The sequence below is a fragment of the Luteibacter anthropi genome (genome assembly GCF_023699965.1).
Classification (GTDB): Bacteria; Pseudomonadota; Gammaproteobacteria; order Xanthomonadales; family Rhodanobacteraceae; genus Luteibacter; species Luteibacter anthropi.
The window spans coordinates 1,999,769-2,020,661 of sequence record NZ_CP077072.1 but is presented as its reverse complement, the minus strand read 5'-3'; the positions used below and the strand labels follow the sequence as shown (position 1 = coordinate 2,020,661).

At 64.7% G+C, this 20,893-nt stretch carries 13 protein-coding genes; 3 read left to right on the top strand and 10 right to left on the bottom strand.

Features of this window, described 5'->3' with window-relative positions; all coding sequences use genetic code 11:
- Positions 1 to 25 precede the first annotated feature (25 nt).
- From KR767_RS08940 to tal, 3 genes are all read left to right on the top strand, one after another.
- Complete coding sequence (locus KR767_RS08940) at positions 26 to 1,213, top strand: DUF3667 domain-containing protein (protein WP_250878871.1); 1,188 nt, start codon at positions 26 to 28, stop codon at positions 1,211 to 1,213.
- A 371-nt stretch (positions 1,214 to 1,584) separates the two neighbouring features.
- Positions 1,585 to 3,759, top strand: coding sequence for a primosomal protein N' (locus tag KR767_RS08935; protein ID WP_250878870.1), 2,175 nt, complete (start codon positions 1,585 to 1,587; stop codon positions 3,757 to 3,759).
- Between the two features lie 86 nt (positions 3,760 to 3,845).
- On the top strand, positions 3,846 to 4,799 hold the full coding sequence (gene tal / locus KR767_RS08930) for a transaldolase (RefSeq protein ID WP_250878869.1): 954 nt from the start codon (positions 3,846 to 3,848) through the stop codon (positions 4,797 to 4,799).
- A gap of 92 nt (positions 4,800 to 4,891) precedes the next feature.
- Here the strand turns inward: tal and KR767_RS08925 are convergent, their stop codons facing one another.
- The 10 genes from KR767_RS08925 to rpoH form a co-directional block, all read right to left on the bottom strand.
- On the bottom strand, positions 4,892 to 6,166 hold the full coding sequence (locus KR767_RS08925) for a hypothetical protein (protein ID WP_250878868.1): 1,275 nt from the start codon (positions 6,164 to 6,166) through the stop codon (positions 4,892 to 4,894).
- Positions 6,166 to 8,523: a hypothetical protein gene (locus tag KR767_RS08920; protein WP_250878867.1), complete on the bottom strand. Its 2,358-nt coding sequence runs from the start codon at positions 8,521 to 8,523 to the stop codon at positions 6,166 to 6,168. The genes KR767_RS08925 and KR767_RS08920 overlap by 1 nt, the downstream gene beginning before the upstream one ends.
- A gap of 676 nt (positions 8,524 to 9,199) precedes the next feature.
- On the bottom strand, positions 9,200 to 9,880 hold the full coding sequence (locus tag KR767_RS08915; RefSeq protein ID WP_250878866.1) for a CPBP family intramembrane glutamic endopeptidase: 681 nt from the start codon (positions 9,878 to 9,880) through the stop codon (positions 9,200 to 9,202).
- A 211-nt stretch (positions 9,881 to 10,091) separates the two neighbouring features.
- On the bottom strand, positions 10,092 to 11,489 hold the full coding sequence (locus KR767_RS08910) for a coniferyl aldehyde dehydrogenase (RefSeq protein WP_250878865.1): 1,398 nt from the start codon (positions 11,487 to 11,489) through the stop codon (positions 10,092 to 10,094).
- A gap of 160 nt (positions 11,490 to 11,649) precedes the next feature.
- Positions 11,650 to 13,074: an efflux transporter outer membrane subunit gene (locus tag KR767_RS08905; RefSeq protein ID WP_250878864.1), complete on the bottom strand. Its 1,425-nt coding sequence runs from the start codon at positions 13,072 to 13,074 to the stop codon at positions 11,650 to 11,652.
- Complete coding sequence (locus tag KR767_RS08900) at positions 13,061 to 14,233, bottom strand: efflux RND transporter periplasmic adaptor subunit (protein ID WP_166950707.1); 1,173 nt, start codon at positions 14,231 to 14,233, stop codon at positions 13,061 to 13,063. The genes KR767_RS08905 and KR767_RS08900 overlap by 14 nt, the downstream gene beginning before the upstream one ends.
- Positions 14,223 to 17,426 carry an efflux RND transporter permease subunit gene (locus KR767_RS08895; RefSeq protein ID WP_166950709.1) on the bottom strand — a complete coding sequence of 1,068 codons (3,204 nt, stop codon included), beginning with the start codon at positions 17,424 to 17,426 and terminating at the stop codon, positions 14,223 to 14,225. The genes KR767_RS08900 and KR767_RS08895 overlap by 11 nt, the downstream gene beginning before the upstream one ends.
- A gap of 134 nt (positions 17,427 to 17,560) precedes the next feature.
- Complete coding sequence (locus KR767_RS08890) at positions 17,561 to 19,039, bottom strand: sensor histidine kinase (RefSeq protein WP_250878863.1); 1,479 nt, start codon at positions 19,037 to 19,039, stop codon at positions 17,561 to 17,563.
- Positions 19,023 to 19,709, bottom strand: coding sequence for a response regulator transcription factor (locus tag KR767_RS08885; RefSeq protein WP_166950711.1), 687 nt, complete (start codon positions 19,707 to 19,709; stop codon positions 19,023 to 19,025). Before KR767_RS08885 ends, KR767_RS08890 begins: the two co-directional genes overlap by 17 nt.
- A gap of 81 nt (positions 19,710 to 19,790) precedes the next feature.
- On the bottom strand, positions 19,791 to 20,651 hold the full coding sequence (gene rpoH / locus KR767_RS08880) for an RNA polymerase sigma factor RpoH (protein ID WP_166950713.1): 861 nt from the start codon (positions 20,649 to 20,651) through the stop codon (positions 19,791 to 19,793).
- Positions 20,652 to 20,893: the final 242 nt, after the last annotated feature.

Below are 20,893 nucleotides of genomic sequence, written 5' to 3'. Positions count from 1 at the left end.
CGGGGAACCCACTGGGGAGAGGGGAATGAAGGAGCTGGAACCGGCGCCGGTGCTCATGTGCGCCAATTGTTCGGCTGCGTTGCAGGGCGAGTTCTGTCATCACTGCGGCCAGTCCATCCACAGCGTGCTGCGGCCCATGTCGCACATGCTGGAAGACGCAGGGGACATCTTCTTCCACATGGACGAGCGCATCGTCCACACGGTGCCGCCGCTGTTCACCAGACCCGGCTTCCTCACCCTGGAATACTTCTCCGGTCGCCGCGTGCGCTATATCGCGCCCTTCCGGCTCATGTTCGTGTTCTGCCTCATGGCGTTCTTCTTCGTGCACGTGGCCGTCAACGGCGTGCATTTCGGCGGACACGAAAAGGATGCACCCAAGGACACGCTGGGCGCCTTCGCCGCGGCGAACACGGCGGAAGAAGTGCAGGACCTGTACGACGCCCAGATCCGCGACCTGCGCCACACCGAGTCCGATCCGGCCGTGCCCGGGCTGGCCAAGGCAGGGCTCGCCACCGCGCGAGGTCTGGTCCGCGACACCGCGAACACCCGCCTGAACGAACTGGGCGCACCGCCACTGGCCCCGGACCAGGACGACGTACCCGTCCAGGCCAAGCCAGGCCAGCCGAAGATGACACTGGGCTGGACCTCGGAATCCGTCCTGCTCGACGACAGCACGAAGGTCTCCATCGGCTGGCTGCCCGATGCCGTGAACCAGCGTCTTACCGCGTCACTGGTGCGGTTGCGGAACAACATCCGCGAGGCGCGGCACCCGGGGCCCCAGCGTGACGAAGCCATCCATCGCATCGTCGAAGGCCTGTTCGGCGTGCTGCCGCTGACCATGTTCGTGATGGTGCCGGTGTTCGCCCTGCTGCTGAAGGTGTTCTACCTGTTCCGCCGGCGCCTCTACATGGAGCACCTGATCGTGGCGCTGCACAGCCATGCGTTCCTGTTCCTGGCCCTGCTGGTGCTGATGCTGCTGGGCTTTGCCCGTACCGCCATCGCGCCCCATGTGGGAGCGGCGGCGGTAGCCATAGGGACCGTCCAGTGGGCCATCGCGATCTGGATGCCTGTGTACCTGCTGCTGATGCAGAAACGGGTCTACCGGCAGGGATGGCCGATGACTATCTTCAAGTACTGGTTGATAGGCAGCGTCTATTTCTGGCTGTTGTTGTTCGCCCTCGTGATCGCCATGCTGATCGGGTTGACGCATTAGGATTTCTTCCTACCCGGCAGGCGGTTGTACACAGGCAGGAAAGTGGCTTCGCCTTTGTCAAGGTTTTGGCCACGCCGGGTGAACCATTTTCTCGTCGAAATTTTAAGTGCCTGAAATATTGAAATATTTCAGCTTGGTTAAAATGTACCCAAGCTAACCCGAAAGGCTCAGCCGTGCGCCTTGGACCCCCTCCATCCGACGCTCATCCACAGACTTATCCACAGAGCCTGTGGATAACCCTGAAACCCTCCGGAGGGCGGGCACTTAGCTTTCATTCTTACCGGGACGCCTCCGATGTCGGTCCAAGCCCATGGGATCGTGGTCAATCATTGACCAGCACAATCGGCATATCCCATTAAACTAGGGCCCGAATGACTCACGTCCTGCGCGTCGCCCTGCCGGTCCCCCTGCTGACCCTGTTCGATTACCTGCCGCCCGAGGCAGGCATCGCCCAGGCTGGGTCCCGCGTGCGCGTGCCCTTCGGCAAGGGCGAGATGGTGGGCGTGGTGATCGATCCGACGGCCGAGGCGGCTGTCGGAGCAAAGCGACTCAAGCGCGCCCACGAGGTGCTCGACGACGCTCCCCTGCTCGATGCCGAACTGCTCACGACCCTGGCCTGGGCCGCCGACTACTGGGCCGGGGCGCCTGGCGAAGCCGTGGCCAATGCCCTGCCCCTGGCGCTACGTGAGCCCAGGCCGTTGCCGCCCACGGGCCGTGAGGCCTGGGCGCTCACGACGCAAGGCCGCAGCGCCCGCGATGCGCGCAGCCGCAAGGGCGGCTCGGCCGCGCTTCTTGATGCGCTGTACGACGGCCCGCGCGCCGCCGACGAACTGGGGCTGTCGCTTCCCGACTGGCGCGCTGCCGCGCGACGGCTGCTCGACGCGGGGCTGGTCGAAAAACTCGAACTGGAAGACAACACGCTAGCGGCTTCGCCTGCGCCGGGCCCGACGCTCAGCGATGAACAGGTCGCCGCCGTCGCGGCCGTGGGCGAAGGCTTCGGCCGGTTCCAGCCCTACCTGCTCGACGGGGTCACCGGCAGCGGCAAGACCGAGGTCTATCTCGCGCTGATCGAGCGCGCGCTCGCCGAAGGACGACAAACCCTTCTACTGGTGCCCGAGATCGGCCTCGCCCCGCAGACGGTGCGGCGCCTGCGCGAACGCCTGGGTGTCACGATCGAGGTGCTGCATTCCAACCTCGCCGAAGGCGAGCGAGCGCGCGCGTGGCTGCGCGCCCGCAACGGTACGGCACGGGTAATCATCGGCACCCGTTCGGCGGTATTCACCCCGCTGCCGGCCGCCGGCCTGATCATCGTGGACGAAGAACACGATTCGTCCTACAAACAGCAGGAAGGCTTCCGCTACCACGCCCGCGATCTCGCACTGGTGCGCGCCAAGGCCCATGGCGTGCCCGTGGTGCTCGGTACGGCCACGCCTTCGCTGGAAACCCTCGCCAACGTCGAGGCGGGTCGCTACCGCTCGCTGCTGCTGCGCGCCCGCCCCGGTGCAACCCAGCCCACCCGCGTGCAGATCGTGGACATGCGCGCCCAGCGCCTCGACCACGGCCTGTCTCCGACCCTGGTCAATGCAGTGGCCGCCTGCGTCGGTCGTGGCGAACAGGCCCTGGTGTTCCGCAACCGTCGCGGCTACGCCCCGGTGCTGCTATGCCACGACTGCGGCTGGCACGCCGACTGCCCGCGGTGCGACCGGCCCATGACGCTGCACGCCGGCAAGCGCCGGCTGGTCTGCCATCACTGCGAGAACGTGATGTCGGTGCCGCCCGCCTGTCCATCCTGCGGCTCGGCCAACCTCAGCCCACAGGGCCAGGGTACCGAGCGTCTGGAAGAAGCCCTGGCCGAACGGTTCCCCGAGATTCCGGTCGTGCGCATCGACCGCGAGACCACGCGGCGGCGCGAGGCCTTCGGCGAGATCCTCGAAAGCCTGCGCAACGACAAGCCGGCGATCCTGGTGGGCACGCAGATGCTGGCCAAGGGCCACGACCTGCCCAACCTCACCCTCGTCGCCATCGTCGGCGTGGACGAAGGCCTGCACAGCGTCGATTTCCGCGCCAGCGAACGGCTGGCCCAGCTCGTCGTGCAGGTGGCGGGGCGTGCCGGGCGTGCCAGCAAGCCGGGCAGCGTGCTGTTGCAGACCCATCATCCCGACCATCCCATGCTCCACGCCCTGCTGCGCGGCGGTTACGGCGCAGTGGCCACCGGCCTGCTCGAAGAGCGCCGCCTGCTGGAGCTTCCTCCCGTCTCGCACCAGGTGCTGCTGCGCGCCGACGCCCACGGCCGCCCCGAGGTCGATGCCTTCCTGGCCGAGGCCCATGTCGCCATCGGCGAGCCGGGCGACCTGCGCATCGCGGGCCCCATGCCCGCGCCGATGCCCCTGCGCGCCGGACGCCACCGTGGCCAGCTGCTGGTGGAAGCCTCCACCCGCGCGCGCCTGCATGCCTTCCTGCGCCCCTGGCAGCAGGCCCTCACGGCCCTGCCGTCGGCCCGCAAGGTGCGCTGGTCACTTGATGTCGACCCCATCGACCTATATTGAACAATCGACCCGATACCATCGGACGCCTATGCCGCGTCGCGCATCAGCGCGACAATACGAAATCTCCCCGGTAACGGAACCCTGACGTGACCACCCAACTCGAACAACTCCGCAAGATCACCACCGTCGTCGCCGACACGGGCGACATCTCGGCCATCGAGAAGTACAAGCCGCAGGACGCCACCACCAACCCGTCGCTGCTGCTGAAGGCCGCCGGTATCCCCACCTACTCGGGCTACATCGACGAAGCCGTGCAATGGGCCAAGGGCCAGAGCAGCAACCGTGATCAGCAGCTGACCGACGCCGGCGACCGCCTCGCCGTGCTCGTGGGCCGCGAAATCCTGAAGCTCGTGCCGGGCCGCGTGTCCACCGAAGTGGACGCCCGCCTGTCGTTCGACGAGAAGGCGTCCATAGAGAAGGCCAAGCGCCTGATCGGCATGTACGAAGAGATCGGCATCGACCGCAAGCGCGTGCTGATCAAGCTGGCCTCCACCTGGGAAGGCATCCGTGCCGCCGAGAAGCTGCAGAAGGAAGGCATCGACTGCAACCTCACCCTGCTCTTCAGCTTCGAACAGGCCGTGGCCTGCGCCGAAGCCGGCGTGTTCCTCATCTCGCCGTTCGTGGGTCGCATCTTCGACTGGTATGTGGCCAACACCGACAAGAAGACCTACGAACCGGCCGAAGACCCGGGCGTGCAGTCGGTGCGTCGCATCTACGACTACTACAAGCTGCACGACTACAAGACCGTCGTGATGGGCGCCAGCTTCCGCAACATCGGCCAGATCCAGGCCCTCGCCGGCTGCGACCGCCTCACCATCGCGCCGGAACTGCTGAAGGAACTGGACGAAACCAACGCCGACCTGCCGGTGGCACTGAAGGACGCCGGCCGCCGCGAAGCCACACCGGAGAAGCTCACGGAAGCGAAGTTCCGCTGGGGCCACAACGAAAACGCGATGGCCACCGACAAGCTGGCCGAAGGCATCCGCAAGTTCGCGGTTGACCAGCGCAAGCTGGAAGAACTGCTGGGCGCGAAGCTCTAAAGCAACCCCTGTAGGAGCGCGCCTCGCGCGCGACCGGTAAGGCGAATGCGTTGATGGTTTTCGCGATAACCGGTCGCGCGCAAGGCGCGCTCCTACAACCGCATGACCGGGCCTTCCTGCTGCATGGCCATTTGCTGGGCCTGCTGCTGCGATTGCTCAAATACCTGCTGATCCAGCCCCCGTGCCAGTGCGATGCTTTGCTCCTTGGGCGGCGCCGGCGTATCCATCGCTACCGTTACTTCGCTCCCCGGTCGCACGCCCCGACACACCAGCTCCCTCCCCTCGACATCCACCCCGGCCAGATCACGCTCGTGGTGAATGCCGATACCCCTCGCCCGCACCGCCATCTGCGCCACCTTCTCATCGGATACGTCCAGCGGCAGCTGGAGCCGCATGCTGGCGTAGACAGGATCATCTGCCTCTGAAGGAAAGCTCGACGACGGCCGGCTATCCGCCAGCGGATGCGGCGACGCCTGCAGCTTACCTGGATCATCCGGATGAAACGCCTCGCGAGCGGCTTTGCGTTCCAGGCGAAGGCTGCGGGTGTCTTCCAGCTCCTGGATGGTCTTCGGATCGGTAACGTCCCGCATGTCGGTCTCGGTGCCGATTGCCGTATGCAGGGTACGGAATTCGCTCCAGTCACCATTGCGGTCACGACCGAAGTAGTGATCCTTCTGGCCGATGATGTCGGGTGAAAGATGGGAGCGATCCTTCATGGCCGTGAAGTACGCTGCTGCCATGTCGGTGATGTAGCCCTTCTGGTCGTCCGGTGACATGACGCGATCGACCGACGCTTGCAGGGCCGTGGCGCTCATGCGGTGCAGTCCGCCGTAGCCGTTGTTGAGCATCGTGGACCAATGCGTGTGGGCGTGATGCCCGGCGTCTTCGGGGCGCATTTGGCCTTGCTTGATGAGGCCATCCTCCACCATGTCCCGTTTGTGAGCGGCTTCCAGTAGCTTGCGGGGCGTCCAGGCATTTGGGTCGATCTCGATTTTTGTGAATGACAAGTCGTGAACGGCCTGAATGTCACCGACAGGAAGATTCAACGCGAGGCCGGTCTCACCGAACTGAAAGTGTTCGGCTCGAGCGGCGTAATCGCGCTGCATCAGGTCAACGCCAAAAGAATCCCATTCCCGCTCGGTAAGCACTTTCCCGCTATGCTCACGCGCATAGGCCTGAGCATAAGCATTCGCGGTGGCACCGGGCATATTGTCGTTTCGTACGACACCTAACGCCAAGGCGCCATACCCATCATTTCCTGGAACGCCAGCGAGGTAGTTCCAATACAATTCTCGATTTCCTGATGCGGTATACGACGACAAAATATTAATATCGTGCTGAGTTAAAGACTCTTTATGGTCATTCATTATTTCACCTCAGCCCCTTCCATGATGGACGTGACTCGCTGTTCGATGCGTTTCCAATCGAACATCACAGCACGTAAATAGCCCACTTCCACTATCGCCTTGTACTTTGGCAGCAAGAAAAAATGAGAGCAGGTTGATCGCCGGCGATCTTCCGGGTTATCCATAATCCGCCCATTAACGAGCTTTACTCCGTCAGGTATTGCTTTCACGCTGCATCTAATGAAGGTCGAAGGTAGGTTATTTTTTCCCATCGCCACGTACCAATCCTCATGCCCATCAGGTTTAGTGGCATTCAGGGTCTCCCTCGATGCGAAGCCAAACTTCTTCTCGTAATACGAGACGAGCTTTCTGAAATCAGCGTAATAAGGTGTGAGTCCGTCGACAGGGTCGCCTTTGATGCGCAAGCTCAGGTTGTAATCTGGATTCTCTTTCTGGCTATCAAACGGCTCCATCATGCGACGCAGCGTGGATGTGTATTTGTCATCTGAAAGCCGCGAGAGATGTCTCAGCGTAATTCTCACGCTCGAAAGAAACATATCCGTGGAATCGTGATAGTCCACGTCTGGCGGTACAGGTGTCAGTTCGGGCCACAGCAAAACCAGACCAAGACGCCTTGGATCTGAGCCCTGCCAGACTTGCCCTTCAAACAAATTGAGAGGAAGACGGAATCGATGCCGCCCGAGGCACGCTCCAATGAATGCCGGCTGGCCCTCAATGCCGCTCGAGATATCGCATCGACGGTTGCTGTCATAAGCCGTTGCGGACGGGGGCACTGTGGTTTCGGGCGCTTTTGCCGAGCACGCTGCCATCAGTGAGGCCAGCAGGCCGGCGAGGGAACGGGGGAAAGGCATGGCATCTCCATCGGGACGGTCTGGCAAGGTGGCAGGCCGGTAGCGCATAGTGGGTATGCGGCATAGACGCGGTATCGAATGCGGACGAATCAGCACGAGTTGGTGATCGGCCTTCAGTTCGCACATATCGCGTGTCGTCGCCGGGCGCGTCGGTGGATGCCGGTGCGGCTCATGCACGGACACATAAGCTTCCAGTGCGGCCTGTTCAGCCTCCGCGGTGGTTTGATCGGGGGCGGTCTGCATGACCACGCAGGGAAAGCGCTGAAGCAAGGCGGAAAAGTCACGACCGTAGACCGTGCGGAGGTTCGACAGGCGGCGCGTCGTGGCAAGGCATGACACGTCGCCGTCGAGCAGCACCGGCAGGTGGCCAAGGTGGTCGAGTCCATCGAGGATCAGCCGTCGATGCGGTACCTCGCGCGTGGCATGTCGCCACCACGCGATGAAGGCATCGACCAGAGGCCGGGCCTGTCGCTGCATGTCGGCCGGAAGTTCCAACAGGACGACTGCCTTCGTCAGGTCGATGCCGGCAAGGTCATTGCCCCGGGTCGCCGCATCGGCCAGCGGACGGCTGAACAGGCCAAGGCCACCCCGCAAGGCCTCGCTGACCCGTGCGAAGGCCTTGTCGTCCAGGGCGCACCAGGGCTGCAGCGCCTGCCGCGTAGCTTCCGAGATACCCGGTGCCGCGATGAGGTGATCCAGATAGGACCGGCGTGAATCCCTACTCAAAGGCTCAATGAAACGCTGAAGGTCACCCGGCGCCGGGATAACCACCTCGCCACCATGGCGAAGTACGTCATCGATGGCCCGGACCAGCGCCACGAACGCCTGCCGCGCATGGCTGGTGAGCAAGCGCTGGCGAGGGTCGGTGACCGGAAACCAGCGTTCGGCGAGACTTTCCAGCACAGGCAGGTGCAGCCCGTTTTCGCTCCACGCTGCCGCGAAGGGATTCCAGCGATGGCCGTGGCCGAACGCAGCGACGCGAACCACAGGCCGGCCTCGGGTCTGCGACGCAGCGGCAGCAATGACCTCCGGGGTGCCGACGAGCAGCCAGGGGCCACGCGCGCGGCGCAGGGTTGGCACGAGGGTGCCTTGCAGTGCGCGGCGGGCATTTGGCGCGACGACCAGTACCGAATGATCCGTGGCGATACCGCGCGCGAGGATGACGCCATGCCGGAAAGCTGCCGATACGTGGGTCAGGGGTTCGAAGCGCGGTGTCGGGCGCAAGGCACGATGAGCGCGAAAAGTACGAATCAACGCGACGACGCAGGCGAGGATCACCAGCAGCGGTATGCCGAAGCCCAGGCCACCGGCGAGACGGATGCGCCAGGCGTAGGCGGCATAACCGGCCTGATGCATCACCCGGGCGTAGTCCGACCACAGGTGCCAGGTCACCGGAGGATCGGTGAGGCTGAGAAGCCAGAGCGTAAGTTGGCCGGCCAGATAAGGGGCCGCCATGATCGACAGCGCGATGCCGATCACCGGAAAGAGCCTGTTGCGCAGCCTCAAGGGAGGCGACCTCGTCAGTGACTGAAGAGGTTCCCCAGTGTAGGCATGCGAAGGGGAATGTCTTTAGGACTGGTCTGAAAATGCGGTCGATGTTTCCTAGGAACCCGGCGACCGATACCGTAAAACCCGATCCCTGTAGGAGGGCGCCTTGCGCGCGACCGGATGGATCGGAACGATGATGATGTTCGCGACAATCGGTCGCGCGCAGGCGCGCTCCTACAACACGCCGCGATCACGTTCGGCAGAGGCGGCGGGGGCGGCCCTTGGCGTGACTTGATGGAGGTGAGGGGAGTGGGCGGATAAGGCCCGAAGGGGACGGGTCAGGAAGACCCGTCTTTCTCGCCGAGGCACGGAGGCCGAGTCGAGAAACCCCGCCCGCTCCCCGTGCCCGAAGGGGCGCAAGCCATAAGACACTGAGCCGCGCAGCGGCTCCTCCTTTCCCGAGGGACACCGCAGGCCGGAGCGCCAAGGGCCGCCCCCGTCGCCTCTGCAATGTCACGTTCCAGCGCCGATGCGAGGGCGATTGGCGAGCCCTTCCTACGAAGCGAAACACCACATGGGCTGGGTTCCTACAGCGCGCAACATCGCCGATGCGATCGGCTCCCCACACCTCCGGTAGGGAGGCCGCTTTAATCGGTGGTGCAGCGTATCAAACGGTCGCGCGCGAGGCGCGCTCCTACACGGCCACGGGCGTCTGCTGCCGCAACGGCCGCACGAAGGCCACCCGCAGGTCGATCAGCACGTGCAATGCCATGGGCAGCAGCAGGCTTCCCGAATACAGGTAAAGCACGCACAGGAACGCACCCAGATACGTCGTTGCAAGCACGCCGCGTACGCCCTGGTAGACATGGACGATGCCGAACGCGACGGCGGATATCGCCACTGGCCAGTACACGGCCGCATCCGGTGCCACGGCATACACGGCGAACACCACCATGCCGCGCCAGACGATTTCCTCGAAGATCCCCGCGGCGAATGCAAGCAGGATGAAATACCGGCGTTCAACGGCCGTCGTCGGCAACATGGCTTCGATGTCGCCGACAAGAGGCACGGCCTCACCTCGTCGCCGCGCGATCCATGCCGAAGCCAGTCCCCCGACGATGACGCCTCCTGCGAGCGCGCCAATCATCATCGGACTGGCACGTGACGTATCCACACGCAGCCCGAGCGCCGCCCAGTCAAGACCCGGTAATGTGGCAAATGCCGCAAGCACCACGCCACCCAGCACGACGAGAAGAATCGTCCAGCGTAGATAGAAACGCCGGCGCGCATCGGCGTGCTGCGTCAACTCGGCAAGAAAGCCCCGGTGGCTCCTGATGCCCAGCCACGGCTCGACAAAAACAATCCAAGCAAACATCGCCCCCAGGACGATCCACGCAAATGTGCCCAGTGGAGCGTGCGCCACGATCCAGTCCATTGACCCCATGTTTTTCCCCTGTCCCCCGACATGAGCCTATACGTTACACGATGGGCCCGGCCCTTGAGAATAACTGCAGGAACGCGCTTTGCGGGCGAGGGATGGTTTCGCGACAACCGGTCGCGCGCGAGGCGCGCTCCTACAAAAGCTCTCAGCGTCTGAGCTTTGCTCTCAGCACGGCGTCGACCACCTTGCCGTAAGGCGGCCGCAAGAACTTGCCCACATCAAGCCATGCCTGGCGATAGACACCACGTGCATGACTGAAGGTGCGGAACCCGTCGAAGCCGTGATATGACCCCATGCCGGAAGGCCCCACACCTCCGAAGGGCAGGTTATCCATCGTCAGATGCATCACGGTATCGTTGATCGTGATGCCACCGGCTACTACGCCCGCCAGTAATGCTTCCTGCATCGCACGATCCTGGCCGAAGTAATACAGCGCCAGAGGCCTTGGTCGTGCATTGACATAAGCCAGCGCATCGTCCAGCTTTCCATAGGAGACGACAGGAAGGATCGGGCCGAAAATCTCTTCCTGCATGACCCGCATGTCATCGCTGACATCCAGCACGAGATGAAGGGGAAGCTTACGGTCTTCCACCATGTCGATCGATGCATCCAGCGAGCGCACTGACGCGCCCTTCTCCCTGGCATCGGATAGATACGACTGCAGGCGTTCGAGATGGTGCTCGTTGACGACACTCGTATACGCCGCGTTGTTGCGTACCGAGGGATACATGCGTGCAAAGCTGCGCGCCAGCGCAGCGGCAAAGGCATCGACCTTTCCCCGGGGAACCAGCGCGTAATCCGGCGCAACGCAGATCTGTCCGGCATTGAGCGTCTTGCCGAAGAGCAGGCGATCGGCCGCCATGTCCAGGTCGGCATCGGGGCCGATGATGGCCGGCGACTTCCCGCCCAGTTCCAGCGTCACCGGCACGAGGTTGGCTGCGGCGGCGCGCATCACATGTTTTGCGACCTGCGTGGCACCGGTAAAAAGCAGGTGATCGAACGGCAGCGCAGCGAATGCCTCGCCGACCGACTGATCACCGGTTACGACTGTCAGCTCGGCAGGATCGAAAGCCTTCGCGACCATCGACTGCATCAGCGCCGACGACCGGGGCGTGAATTCCGAGGGCTTGATCATCGCGCGGTTGCCTGCCGCGAGAATGCCTGCCAGGGGCGAGAAGGTGAGGTTGAACGGAAAGTTCCACGGCGCGATGACGCCCACGACGCCCTTGGGCTGGTAGTCCACCCAGGCGCGTGCGCCGAGCAGGGCGAGGGCTGCGGGTGTCACCGCGCGACGCTCGCGTCGCATCCAGTGCCTGACGTGGCGCCTGGCGTGCTTCAGCGGCTCGATGGACGCTGCGACATCGGTGATGAGGGAACCTTCGATGGAGCGGTGACCGAAGTCCTCGCGCAGGGCCTCGGCGATCTCGCGTGCGTGGTCGACAAGGATGCCGATGGCACGGTCGAGGCGATCGATGCGAACGGCGGCACCCGGGGTGCCTTCGGTCTGCTGGGCGTGGCGCTGGAGGTTGAGGATGTCCTGCATCCGCCGAGGCTAACACCCCGGATGCTGTTGTAGGAGCGCGCCTCGCGCGCGACCGGTCCGCGGCGAGGCGTTGATTGGGTTCGCGATGACCGGTCGCGCGCGAGGCGCGCTCCTACAAGGGCGCCGCCATCGGGCGGCGCAGAGAACGCAGGATGGCTCGTCAGGCGCCGGTGGACCAACCGCCACCCAGCGCGCGGATCAGCGCCACGCTGGCACGGAGCTGACGGGTTTCCAGGTCGATCACGCTGCGACGCGCATCCAGCTCGGAGGTCTGCGCCTGCACCACGTCGAGGTAACCCACGGCGCCTTCGCGATAGCGATTGAGCGACAGGTCCACCGACTTCTGCGCAGCGTCGGCCGCGGCGCGCTGGTCGGTCAGCGCCGTGCCGAGATCGCGCAGCAGGGTGAGGTTGTCTTCCACCTGCGCGAACGCGTTGAGCACCACGTCACGATACTTCGCGCCCGCTTCATCCGTCGCGGCCTTCGCCGACTCCACTGCGGCCTTGCGGCGGCCACCATCGAAGATGTTCAGCAACGCAGTGGGGCCAATGGCCCAGAAGCGGTTCGGTGCCGTGGCAATGTTGCCCCACGCACTGCTCTGCCAGCCGCCCTGCCCGTCCAGCGTGATCTGCGGGAAGAATGCCGCGCGCGCTACGCCAATGCGTGCATTGGCCGCAGCCGTACGACGCTCCGCCGCCGCGATATCGGGACGACGCTGCAACAGGGCCGACGGTACTTCCAGCGGAATGGTCGGTACCTTGACGACGTCATCCTTCGTGTCGAGGGCAAACGTGGACGCGTTGTCGCCCACCAGCACCGCGATGGCATGCAATACCACCGCGCGTTGCGCCTGCGCCTGGGTCAGCTGCGACTTCGCGTTGGACAGCTGGGTCTGCGCACGTGCGACGTCCAGCCCCGATGCGATGCCGCCGTCATGGCGTGACTGGGTCAGTTCCAGTGCCTTGGTGAAGGCGACGATGCTTTCGTTGAGCACCTTGATCTGGCGATCCTGCCCATTGAGCTGGAGGTAGTTGTCCGCGAGCTGGGCTTGCAGGCTGAGCTGCGCACCCGCCAGATCGGCGGCCGAGGCGACCTGTTCTGCGGTGCCCGCCGCGACGGTGTCGCGCACGCGCCCCCACAGGTCCACCTCGTAATCGAGCTGGCCGTTGATGGTGTAGGAGTTGTAATACGCAGGCGACGTGGCACCGCGCAGGGGCTTCGTGTCCGACTCACGGTTACGTGTGGCGTTGCCGTTCAGGCCAAACGTCGGGAACAATCCCGCGCGCGCCTGCTTGGTGAACGCTTCCGCCTGCTGGTAATGCGCATAGGCAGCCGCCAGCGTGGCGTTGTTCTTCAGCAACTGGCCCTGCAAGCCATCGAGGCGCGAATCGCCATACAGCGCCCACCAGTTCGAACGATCAAGGTGATCGGCCGGTTTTGCCTCCACCCACGGCGAATCGGTGTTGGCAAACTGCGGGGCGACGGGCACCTCGGGGGCCTTGTACGTCGGTGCCATCGAGCAGGCCGCGAGACCCGCTGAAAGCAGCAGGCCCGTGAGCAGCCGCAAGGGTTCACGCCTTGCCATTGCCGCCTTCCTTCTTCGCCGGGATCACCTTCACGGTATCGCCATTGGCCAGGCCGTCGGGCGGGCTTTCGATCAGGCGATCGCCCGCGGCGATGCCCGAGGCCAGCTGCACCGTCTTGCCGAAGTCCTGTGCGATGGTCACGTCCTTGAAGCTGACCTTGTTCTGCGCGTCGACGACGGCCACGCGCAGGCCACTGCCGTCGTACACGAGCGCGCTGGCCGGTACGCGGAAGAGCGCGGCATTGGCCGGGAGGTCGAAGATCACGCTGGCGTAGCTGCCGGGAAGCAGCTTGCCGTCGTCATTGTCGACCGCCACCTGGACCAGTGTGGTGCCACTGGCAGCATTGATCGCCGACGACGTGGATTCCACCTTGCCCTCGAAGGTCTGTCCCGGATATTCCGGTACGCTGAGTTTCACGGTCGCGCCCTGCTTGATCGAGGGCGCATAGTTCTGCGGCACGTTCACGTACATGCGCAGCTTGTGCGTATCCGACACCACGAACAATTCCTGGCCGCCGCCACCGGCGTTGATCAGGGCGCCGACATCGGTCTCGCGCGCCGTGACCACGCCGTCGAACGGCGCCACCAGCTTGGCAAAACCCTTGGTGGCCTGGATACGTTCGAGGTTGGCCTGGGCCGCTTCGGCCAGCGCACGCTTGGCGTCGTAGTCGCCGGTCTTTTCGTCCACTTCCTGCTTGGAAACCGAATCGGAATCGCGCATGGACTGCCAGCGCGTGGCTGTCGTCTTCGCGAGGGCTTCGTTGGCACGTGCGCTGGCGAGGTCGGCCTTGGCCTGGAGCAACTGCTGGTCGAGGTCGGGAGTTTCGAGTTCACCCAGCACGTCGCCGGCCTTTACCTTCTGCCCGATGTCGTACTTCCACGACTTCAGGTAACCGCTGGTACGCGCATAGATGGGCGCACGGGCATAGGCCTGCAGGCGGCCCGGCAGGTTGAGGTCGCCACCGCCCTGTCCGCCCTCGGGACTGACCAGGGTGACAGACGGCGTGGCCTGCTCGTTGGTCCACTCGCGCAGGTTGCGCGATTCGTTGGCGCGGGTGGCCACACCAGCGACGACGATGGCCAGGATCACGATGGCGGCAATGACGCCGGCAAGGCGCAGACGGCGCGGCGGAGGAGTGTGGTTCGTATCAGACGACATGGGCGGGCTCTCCGGAAGCATTCACCGGGGTTTTGGAGGCGTGGCCACGACGGCCATGGACGATGTTGAAGACCACCGGCACGAACAGCAGCGTGGCCGTGGTAGCGAAGATGAGGCCGCCGATCACGGCGCGACCGAGCGGCGCGTTCTGCTCGCCGCCCTCGCCCAGGCCCAGGGCCATCGGCAGCATGCCGATGATCATGGCCAGCGCGGTCATCAGCACGGGACGGAAGCGGACGAAGCCACCTTCCGACGCCGCGATGAAGGCATCGCCGGTTTCCGCGAGGCGCTCGCGGCAGAAGCTCACCACCAGGATGGAGTTGGCCGTGGCCACGCCCATGCACATGATGGCACCGGTGAGCGCGGGCACCGACAACGTCGTATGCGTCGCAAACAGCATCCAGATGATGCCGGCGATGGCGGCGGGCAGCGCGGTGACGATCACGAACGGATCGGCCCACGACTGGAAGTTCACCACGATCAGCAGGTAGATCAGCACGATGGCGCCGAGCAGGCCGAAGATCAGGCCGGTGAAGGCGCTGTTCATCGTCTGCACCTGACCGAGCAGCGCGGTGCTGGACGCCTTCGGCAGGTCTTTCTTGTGCGCGTCCACGATCTTCTGGATATCCGCGGCCACGCCGCCGAGATCGCGATCCTGCGTGGTGGCGAAGATTTCCACCATCGAGTTGATGTTGTACTGGCTGACGACGGTGCTGCTGGTGGTGCGGCTGAACGAAGCCAGGCCACCGAGGATCTGCGAACCTGCCGCGCCCGCGCTGGGACTGATCGGCACGTTGGCGAGGTCGGGCAGCGTGTCGATCGCGTACTGCGGCGTCTGCATCACGATGGGGTACGACACGCCGTTCTGCGGGTTCAGCCAGAAGGTCGGTGCGATCTGGCTGGAACCGGCCAGGTTCACGCCCAGGCTGTTTGTGACGTCACGCTCGGTGATGCCGACCTGCTGTGCGCGGCTGCGGTCCACGTCGACGTTGAAGGTCGGGCTGGACTGCGACTGCTGGATGCGCGCGTCCACGACACCCGGCACGCGGCGGATCTCACGCAGCAGCGTGTCCGCGTACTTGAAGTTCGCCGCCACGTTGGGACCGCGGATCTGCAGGTCGATCGGCGCGGGCGAGCCGAAGTTCAGGATCTGGCTGATGATGTCCGCCGGCGGGAACGAGAAGGTGGCGGTGGGGAACAGTCGCGGCAGCTTCTCGCGCAGCTGGCGGACGTAATCCGCCGTGGGCCGGTGGTCTTCTTTCAGCGAGATCTGCAGATCGCCATCGGCAGAACTGACGGTACCGGTGTTGTTGTACGTGTTGTTGATGCCCGACGACGACAGGCCCATGTTGTCCACCACGGTACCGAGCTCGTCGGCCGGGATGATCTTGCGCACCTCACGGGTGACCGCCGCAAACAGGTTGGCGGTTTCTTCCACGCGGGTGCCGACCGGCGCACGCACATGCATCAGGATCTGACCCGAGTCCACCGCCGGGAAGAAGTTGCGGCCGAGCATCGGCACCAGGGCGAACGACAGGATCACGAAGGCCATGAAGCCGATCACGAAGGGCCGGCTGTTGCGCAGCGCGAGTTCGAGAAGACCGTGGTAACTCTGGCGGATCGCCTCGAAGCGCTTCTCGAAACCACGCTGGAAACGAACCAGTGGGTTGCGCGACACCTTGCCGTGCTCGCCGTGCGGGTCTTCATGCGAATGCGGGTGCAGCAGGTACTTCGCCATCGTCGGCACGAGCGTGCGCGAGAGGATGAACGAGCAGATCATCGAGAACATCACCGCTTCGGCCATCGGCACGAAGAGGAAGCGGGCGACGCCTTCCAGGAAGAACATCGGCACGAACACGATACAGATGCACAGCAGCGAGACGAAGGCCGGCGTCACGATCTGCGCCGCGCCATCGAGGATCGCCGTCTCCACGTCCTTGCCGTGTTCGAGATGCCAGTTGATGTTCTCGATGGTCACCGTGGCGTCATCCACCAGGATGCCCACCGCGAGCGCGAGGCCACCCAGCGTCATGATGTTCAGTGTCTCGCCGAACGCCGACAGCATCGCGATGGCGCCCAGGATGGCCAGCGGGATCGACGTGGCGATGATCACCGTCGAACGCCAGCTGCCGAGGAACAACAGGATCATCAGGCTGGTGAGCGCGGCGGCGATGACACCTTCGCGTGCCACGCCTGCGATCGCGCCGCTGACGAACAGCGACTGGTCACCGATGGGGCTGATCTTGAGGTTCTCGGGCAGGGCATCCTTCATGCCCGCCACCCGATCCTTGATGCCCTGGATGATCGCCAGCGTCGATGCCGAACCGTTCTTCAGCACCGTCATCAGCACCGAGCGGTTGCCATCGACGTGCACGATGTTGGTCTGCGGCGGCGAACCATCGCGCACGTGGGCCACGTCGCGGATGAACACCGTCGCGCCGTTGACGACCTTCACCGGCAGGTTGCCCAGTTCGTCGACCACGGAGGGCGAGTTGTTGAGCTGCAGGGTGTATTCGAAGTCGCCGATCTTCTGCGTACCCACCGGCGTGATCAGGTTCTGCGCCGCGAGCGAGTTGGCCACGTCCTGCGCCGACAGCCCACGCGCCTGCAAGGCCGCCGGATCGATGTCGATCTGCACCTGGCGGGTCTTGCCGCCGAAGGGATACGGGATCGCCGCGCCCGGCACCGAGGTGAGCTGCGGACGGATGATGTTGAGGCCAAGGTCGGCGAGGTTCTGCTCGGTCAGGCCATCGCCCGACAGCGCGAGCTGGATGATCGGCACCGTCGAGGCGTTGTAGTTCAGGATCAGCGGCGGCGTACTGCCTGCCGGCAGCTGTTTGAGCAGGGTCTGCGCGACGGCGGTGACCTGCGCGTTCGCCGTGCGGATGTCCACCGTGGGCTGGAAGAAGATCTTCACGATGCCGAAGCCGGAGATCGAGTTGGCCTCGATGTGCTCCACGTCGTTCACGGTGGTGGTGAGCACGCGCTCGAACGGCGACGACACGCGACCCACCATCTGGTCGGGCGGAAGGCCGGTGTACTGCCAGACCACCGCGATCACGGGGATCTTGATGTCGGGGAAGATGTCCGTCGGCGTACGCATCGCGGACAGCGGACCCACGATGAGGATCAGCAGAGCGAGGACGACGAAGGTATACGGTCGCGAGAGTGCGATCCGGACGATGCCAATCATGGAGGACGGATTCCGTGCGCGAATGTTGCGTCGCGGCGAATTCTGCGCCCGTACCTTCCTGCGGCGTAGTTAAGATTTATTTAGACGTCCAGCCGGACACCGGAAATGCCTGACCGGCTAAGGAGTTGCGCCCGTCAATGCACGACCGGGCGTACGTCCGGCAGGGTGTCGCCCAGTGGCGTCGCCTCGGCCGCTTTCACCCGGGACGGAGCGACGGATGCTGCGGCAAGCCGTCCGGCCAGGGGCGGAAGCTCCGCCGGGCACAGCACGGTGAATACCGCCCCGCGCTCGTCGCCGCCCACCGACAGGGAATACCCGTGCAGGCGCACGATGGCGCTCACGATGGCCAGGCCCAGGCCACAGCCGGGCTTGGCGCGCGTTTCGTCGCTCCGGTAGAAGCGCCGGAAGACGGCTTCGCGTTCGTCGGGCGGAATGCCGGGACCGGTGTCGGCCACGTCGATGCGGGCGTCGCCGGTGGTATCGGTGAACGCGCGCAGGCGGATGCTGCCGCCATTGGGGGTGAACTTGATGGCATTGCCGACCAGGTTCGCCAGCGCCTCGAACAGCAGCTGCGGATCGCCGCGCAGGGCCGGCAGGTGGTCCACGTCCAGCTCGAAGTACTGGTCGCGGTCTTCTGCCAGCGGCGCATAGAACTCATGCACGTTGCGCAGCACGGTGCCCAGGTCCATCGCCGCGAAACAGGCGCTGCGCTGGCGGTCTTCCAGTTCCGACACGCGCAGCAGGGCACGGAAGCGCGCCAGCACGGTGTCGATCTCGGCCACGCAGTCGTCGAGCTGCTGGCCTTCGGGACGCCCGTCGAACTGCTGTTGCAGGCGGTAAAGCCGCGTGCGCATACGCGTGAGCGGCGTGCGCAGGTCGTGGGCGATGTTGTCGGTGACTCCCTTCACCTCGCCCAGCAGGCGCTCGATCTCGCCCAGCGCCTGGTTCACGGTCGAGGCCAGCAGGTCGACCTCGTCGCCGCCGCGGGAGACCGGCAGGCGCACGCTCAGGTCGCCCTGGCGGATGGGCTCCATGGCCTGCTGGATGGCGCGGATGCGCCGCGCGGGGCCACGGGCGATGAGGATGCCGCCGAGTACGCCAGGCAGCAGGGTGAGTGACAGGCCCCAGAGCAGGCCGCGGCAGATGATCGCCGTGAGGCCGTCGATGGTGGTGCTTTCCTTCGCCACCACGAGCCGCTGGCCACCCGGCAATTCACGGGTAATGCCGCGCGCACGGGTGAGCCCCACGCGCTTTGAATCGACAAGGCTCGCCTTGATGGGAACAACCACGCCATCCTCGGACATACCCTTGGGCACGCCGTCGATATTGCCGGCAAGGCGGTGGCCTTGCGCATCGAACAGGCCTACCCACATGAAGCCCTGGATATCGATGGCACTCGCGGCATCCACCGTATCCGGCAGGCGCCTGGGATCGGTGTTCTCAAGGTAATGGATACGCGCGACCAGCATCTGGTCGACCACGTTGGACAGGTAGTTCGACGACTCCCACTGCACCACGCCCACCAGCGCGATGCACCAGATCGCGAACAGCGCCCCGTAGATGAGGATCAGCCGCGAGGTGGCCGAACGCCAGGCGTCAGTCAGCGGGCGCAAGGAGATACCCCGAGCCACGCACCGTGCGGATGAGCGGCTGTTCGCCGGCACCGTCGATCTTGCGACGCAGCCGGCCGATATGGACATCGATCACGTTGGTACCAGGATCGAAATGGAAGCCCCACACGTGCTCGAAGATCATCTGCCGCGTCACCACCTGGCCGGCGTTGCGCATCAGGAATTCGAGCAGGCGGAATTCGGTGGGCAGCAGGGTGAGCGGCTTGCCCTTGCGCAAGGCGTTGTGACGGACCAGATCGAGTTCCAGGTCGTCCACGCGCAGGCGGGTTTCCGGCGTGCTGGCCGCACTGCGACGGCGGCGCAACAGCACCTCGGCGCGGGCGGCGAGTTCGTCCGGTGAAAAGGGCTTGGTGAGGTAGTCGTCGCCACCGGCACGCAGGCCGCGCACGCGTTCGTCCACGTCGGACAAGGCACTGATCATGAGCACCGGTGTTTCCACCGAACGCTTGCGCAGTTCGGAGACCACGTCGATGCCGTCCATGCCGGGAAGCATGCGGTCGAGGGTGATGATGTCGTAGCCATCGGCCAGGGCGCGCTGCAGGCCGTCGCGGCCATTGGCCACCCAGTCGGCGGTAAGGCCGTGGGCGCCCAGCTCCGCGACGATATCGCGGGCGGTGACTTCATCGTCTTCGATGACCAGGGCCCTGGGCATCCTGTGTGACTCCACGCTGGGGGACAACGGAAAACGGCTCCCCGGAGGGAGCCGTTTCCGATCTTACGCCGTTCCTGCCGCTCAGGCGGCGATGGCGACGCGCATCTTCTTCATGGCATTCGCCTCGATCTGGCGGATGCGCTCGGCCGAAACGCCGTACTCGTCAGCCAGATCCTGCAGGGTGGCCTTGTTGTCTTCGGCCAGCCAGCGGCGCTGGATGATGTCGCGCGAGCGGTTGTCGAGGTTTGCCAGGGCGGACGACAGGGCGCCCATCTGGTTGCTCGACGCATCGGCCTCGGCGAGGTTGTCGTACGGGTCGGCGCCTTCGTCGACGAGGAAGGCGGCCGGTGCCGGCTTGTCGTCGTCATCGGCGTCGGCCGGGGCTTCGAAGCCCACGTCACGGCCCGACAGGCGCGATTCCATCTCGCGCACCGTGGCTTCCGGCACGCCCAGGTCGTTGGCAACCACGCGGACTTCTTCGGCGTTCATCCAGCCCAGGCGCTTCTTGCTCTTGCGCAGGTTGAAGAACAGCTTGCGCTGGGCCTTGGTGGTGGCGACCTTCACGATGCGCCAGTTGCGCAGGATGAACTCGTGCATTTCGGCACGGATCCAGTGCACAGCGAAGCTGACCAGGCGCACGCCCTGGTCCGGATCGAAACGCTTCACCGCCTTCATCAGGCCGATGTTGCCTTCCTGGATCAGGTCGGAGAGCTGCAGGCCGTAGCCGTTGTAGCCGCGGGCCACGTGGACCACGAAGCGGAGATGGGACATCACGAGCTGCTTGGCGGCGTCGAGGTCGGCGTCGTCGTGGAAGCGCCGCGCAAGCGTCTGCTCCTCGTCAAGGCTGAGCACCGGAATGCGATGGACGGCCGCGATGTAGGAATCCAGACTGCCAACGACACTCGGAAGCCCGTAGTTACGGGTAGCAAGAGCTTGGGACATGAGTGGAACCTCCTGAAATCTTGGTGCAGGTTAGCAGTCCCCATTAGGGAGTGCTAACCCCGCCGGAAGTTCAACATGAGCTTCCAGGGCGGTTAGCTGTACTCAATAGTACAGAAACCACCCCTCATTGTCCAGTTGGAGGCCCGGGGGATTCAGCCGACAGACAACTGCCCGACCGGGCCAGGAGGTACCCGGCGGGCAGCGTCGGCGCGTCCATGTAACTGTCGCGCAAGGAAAATATG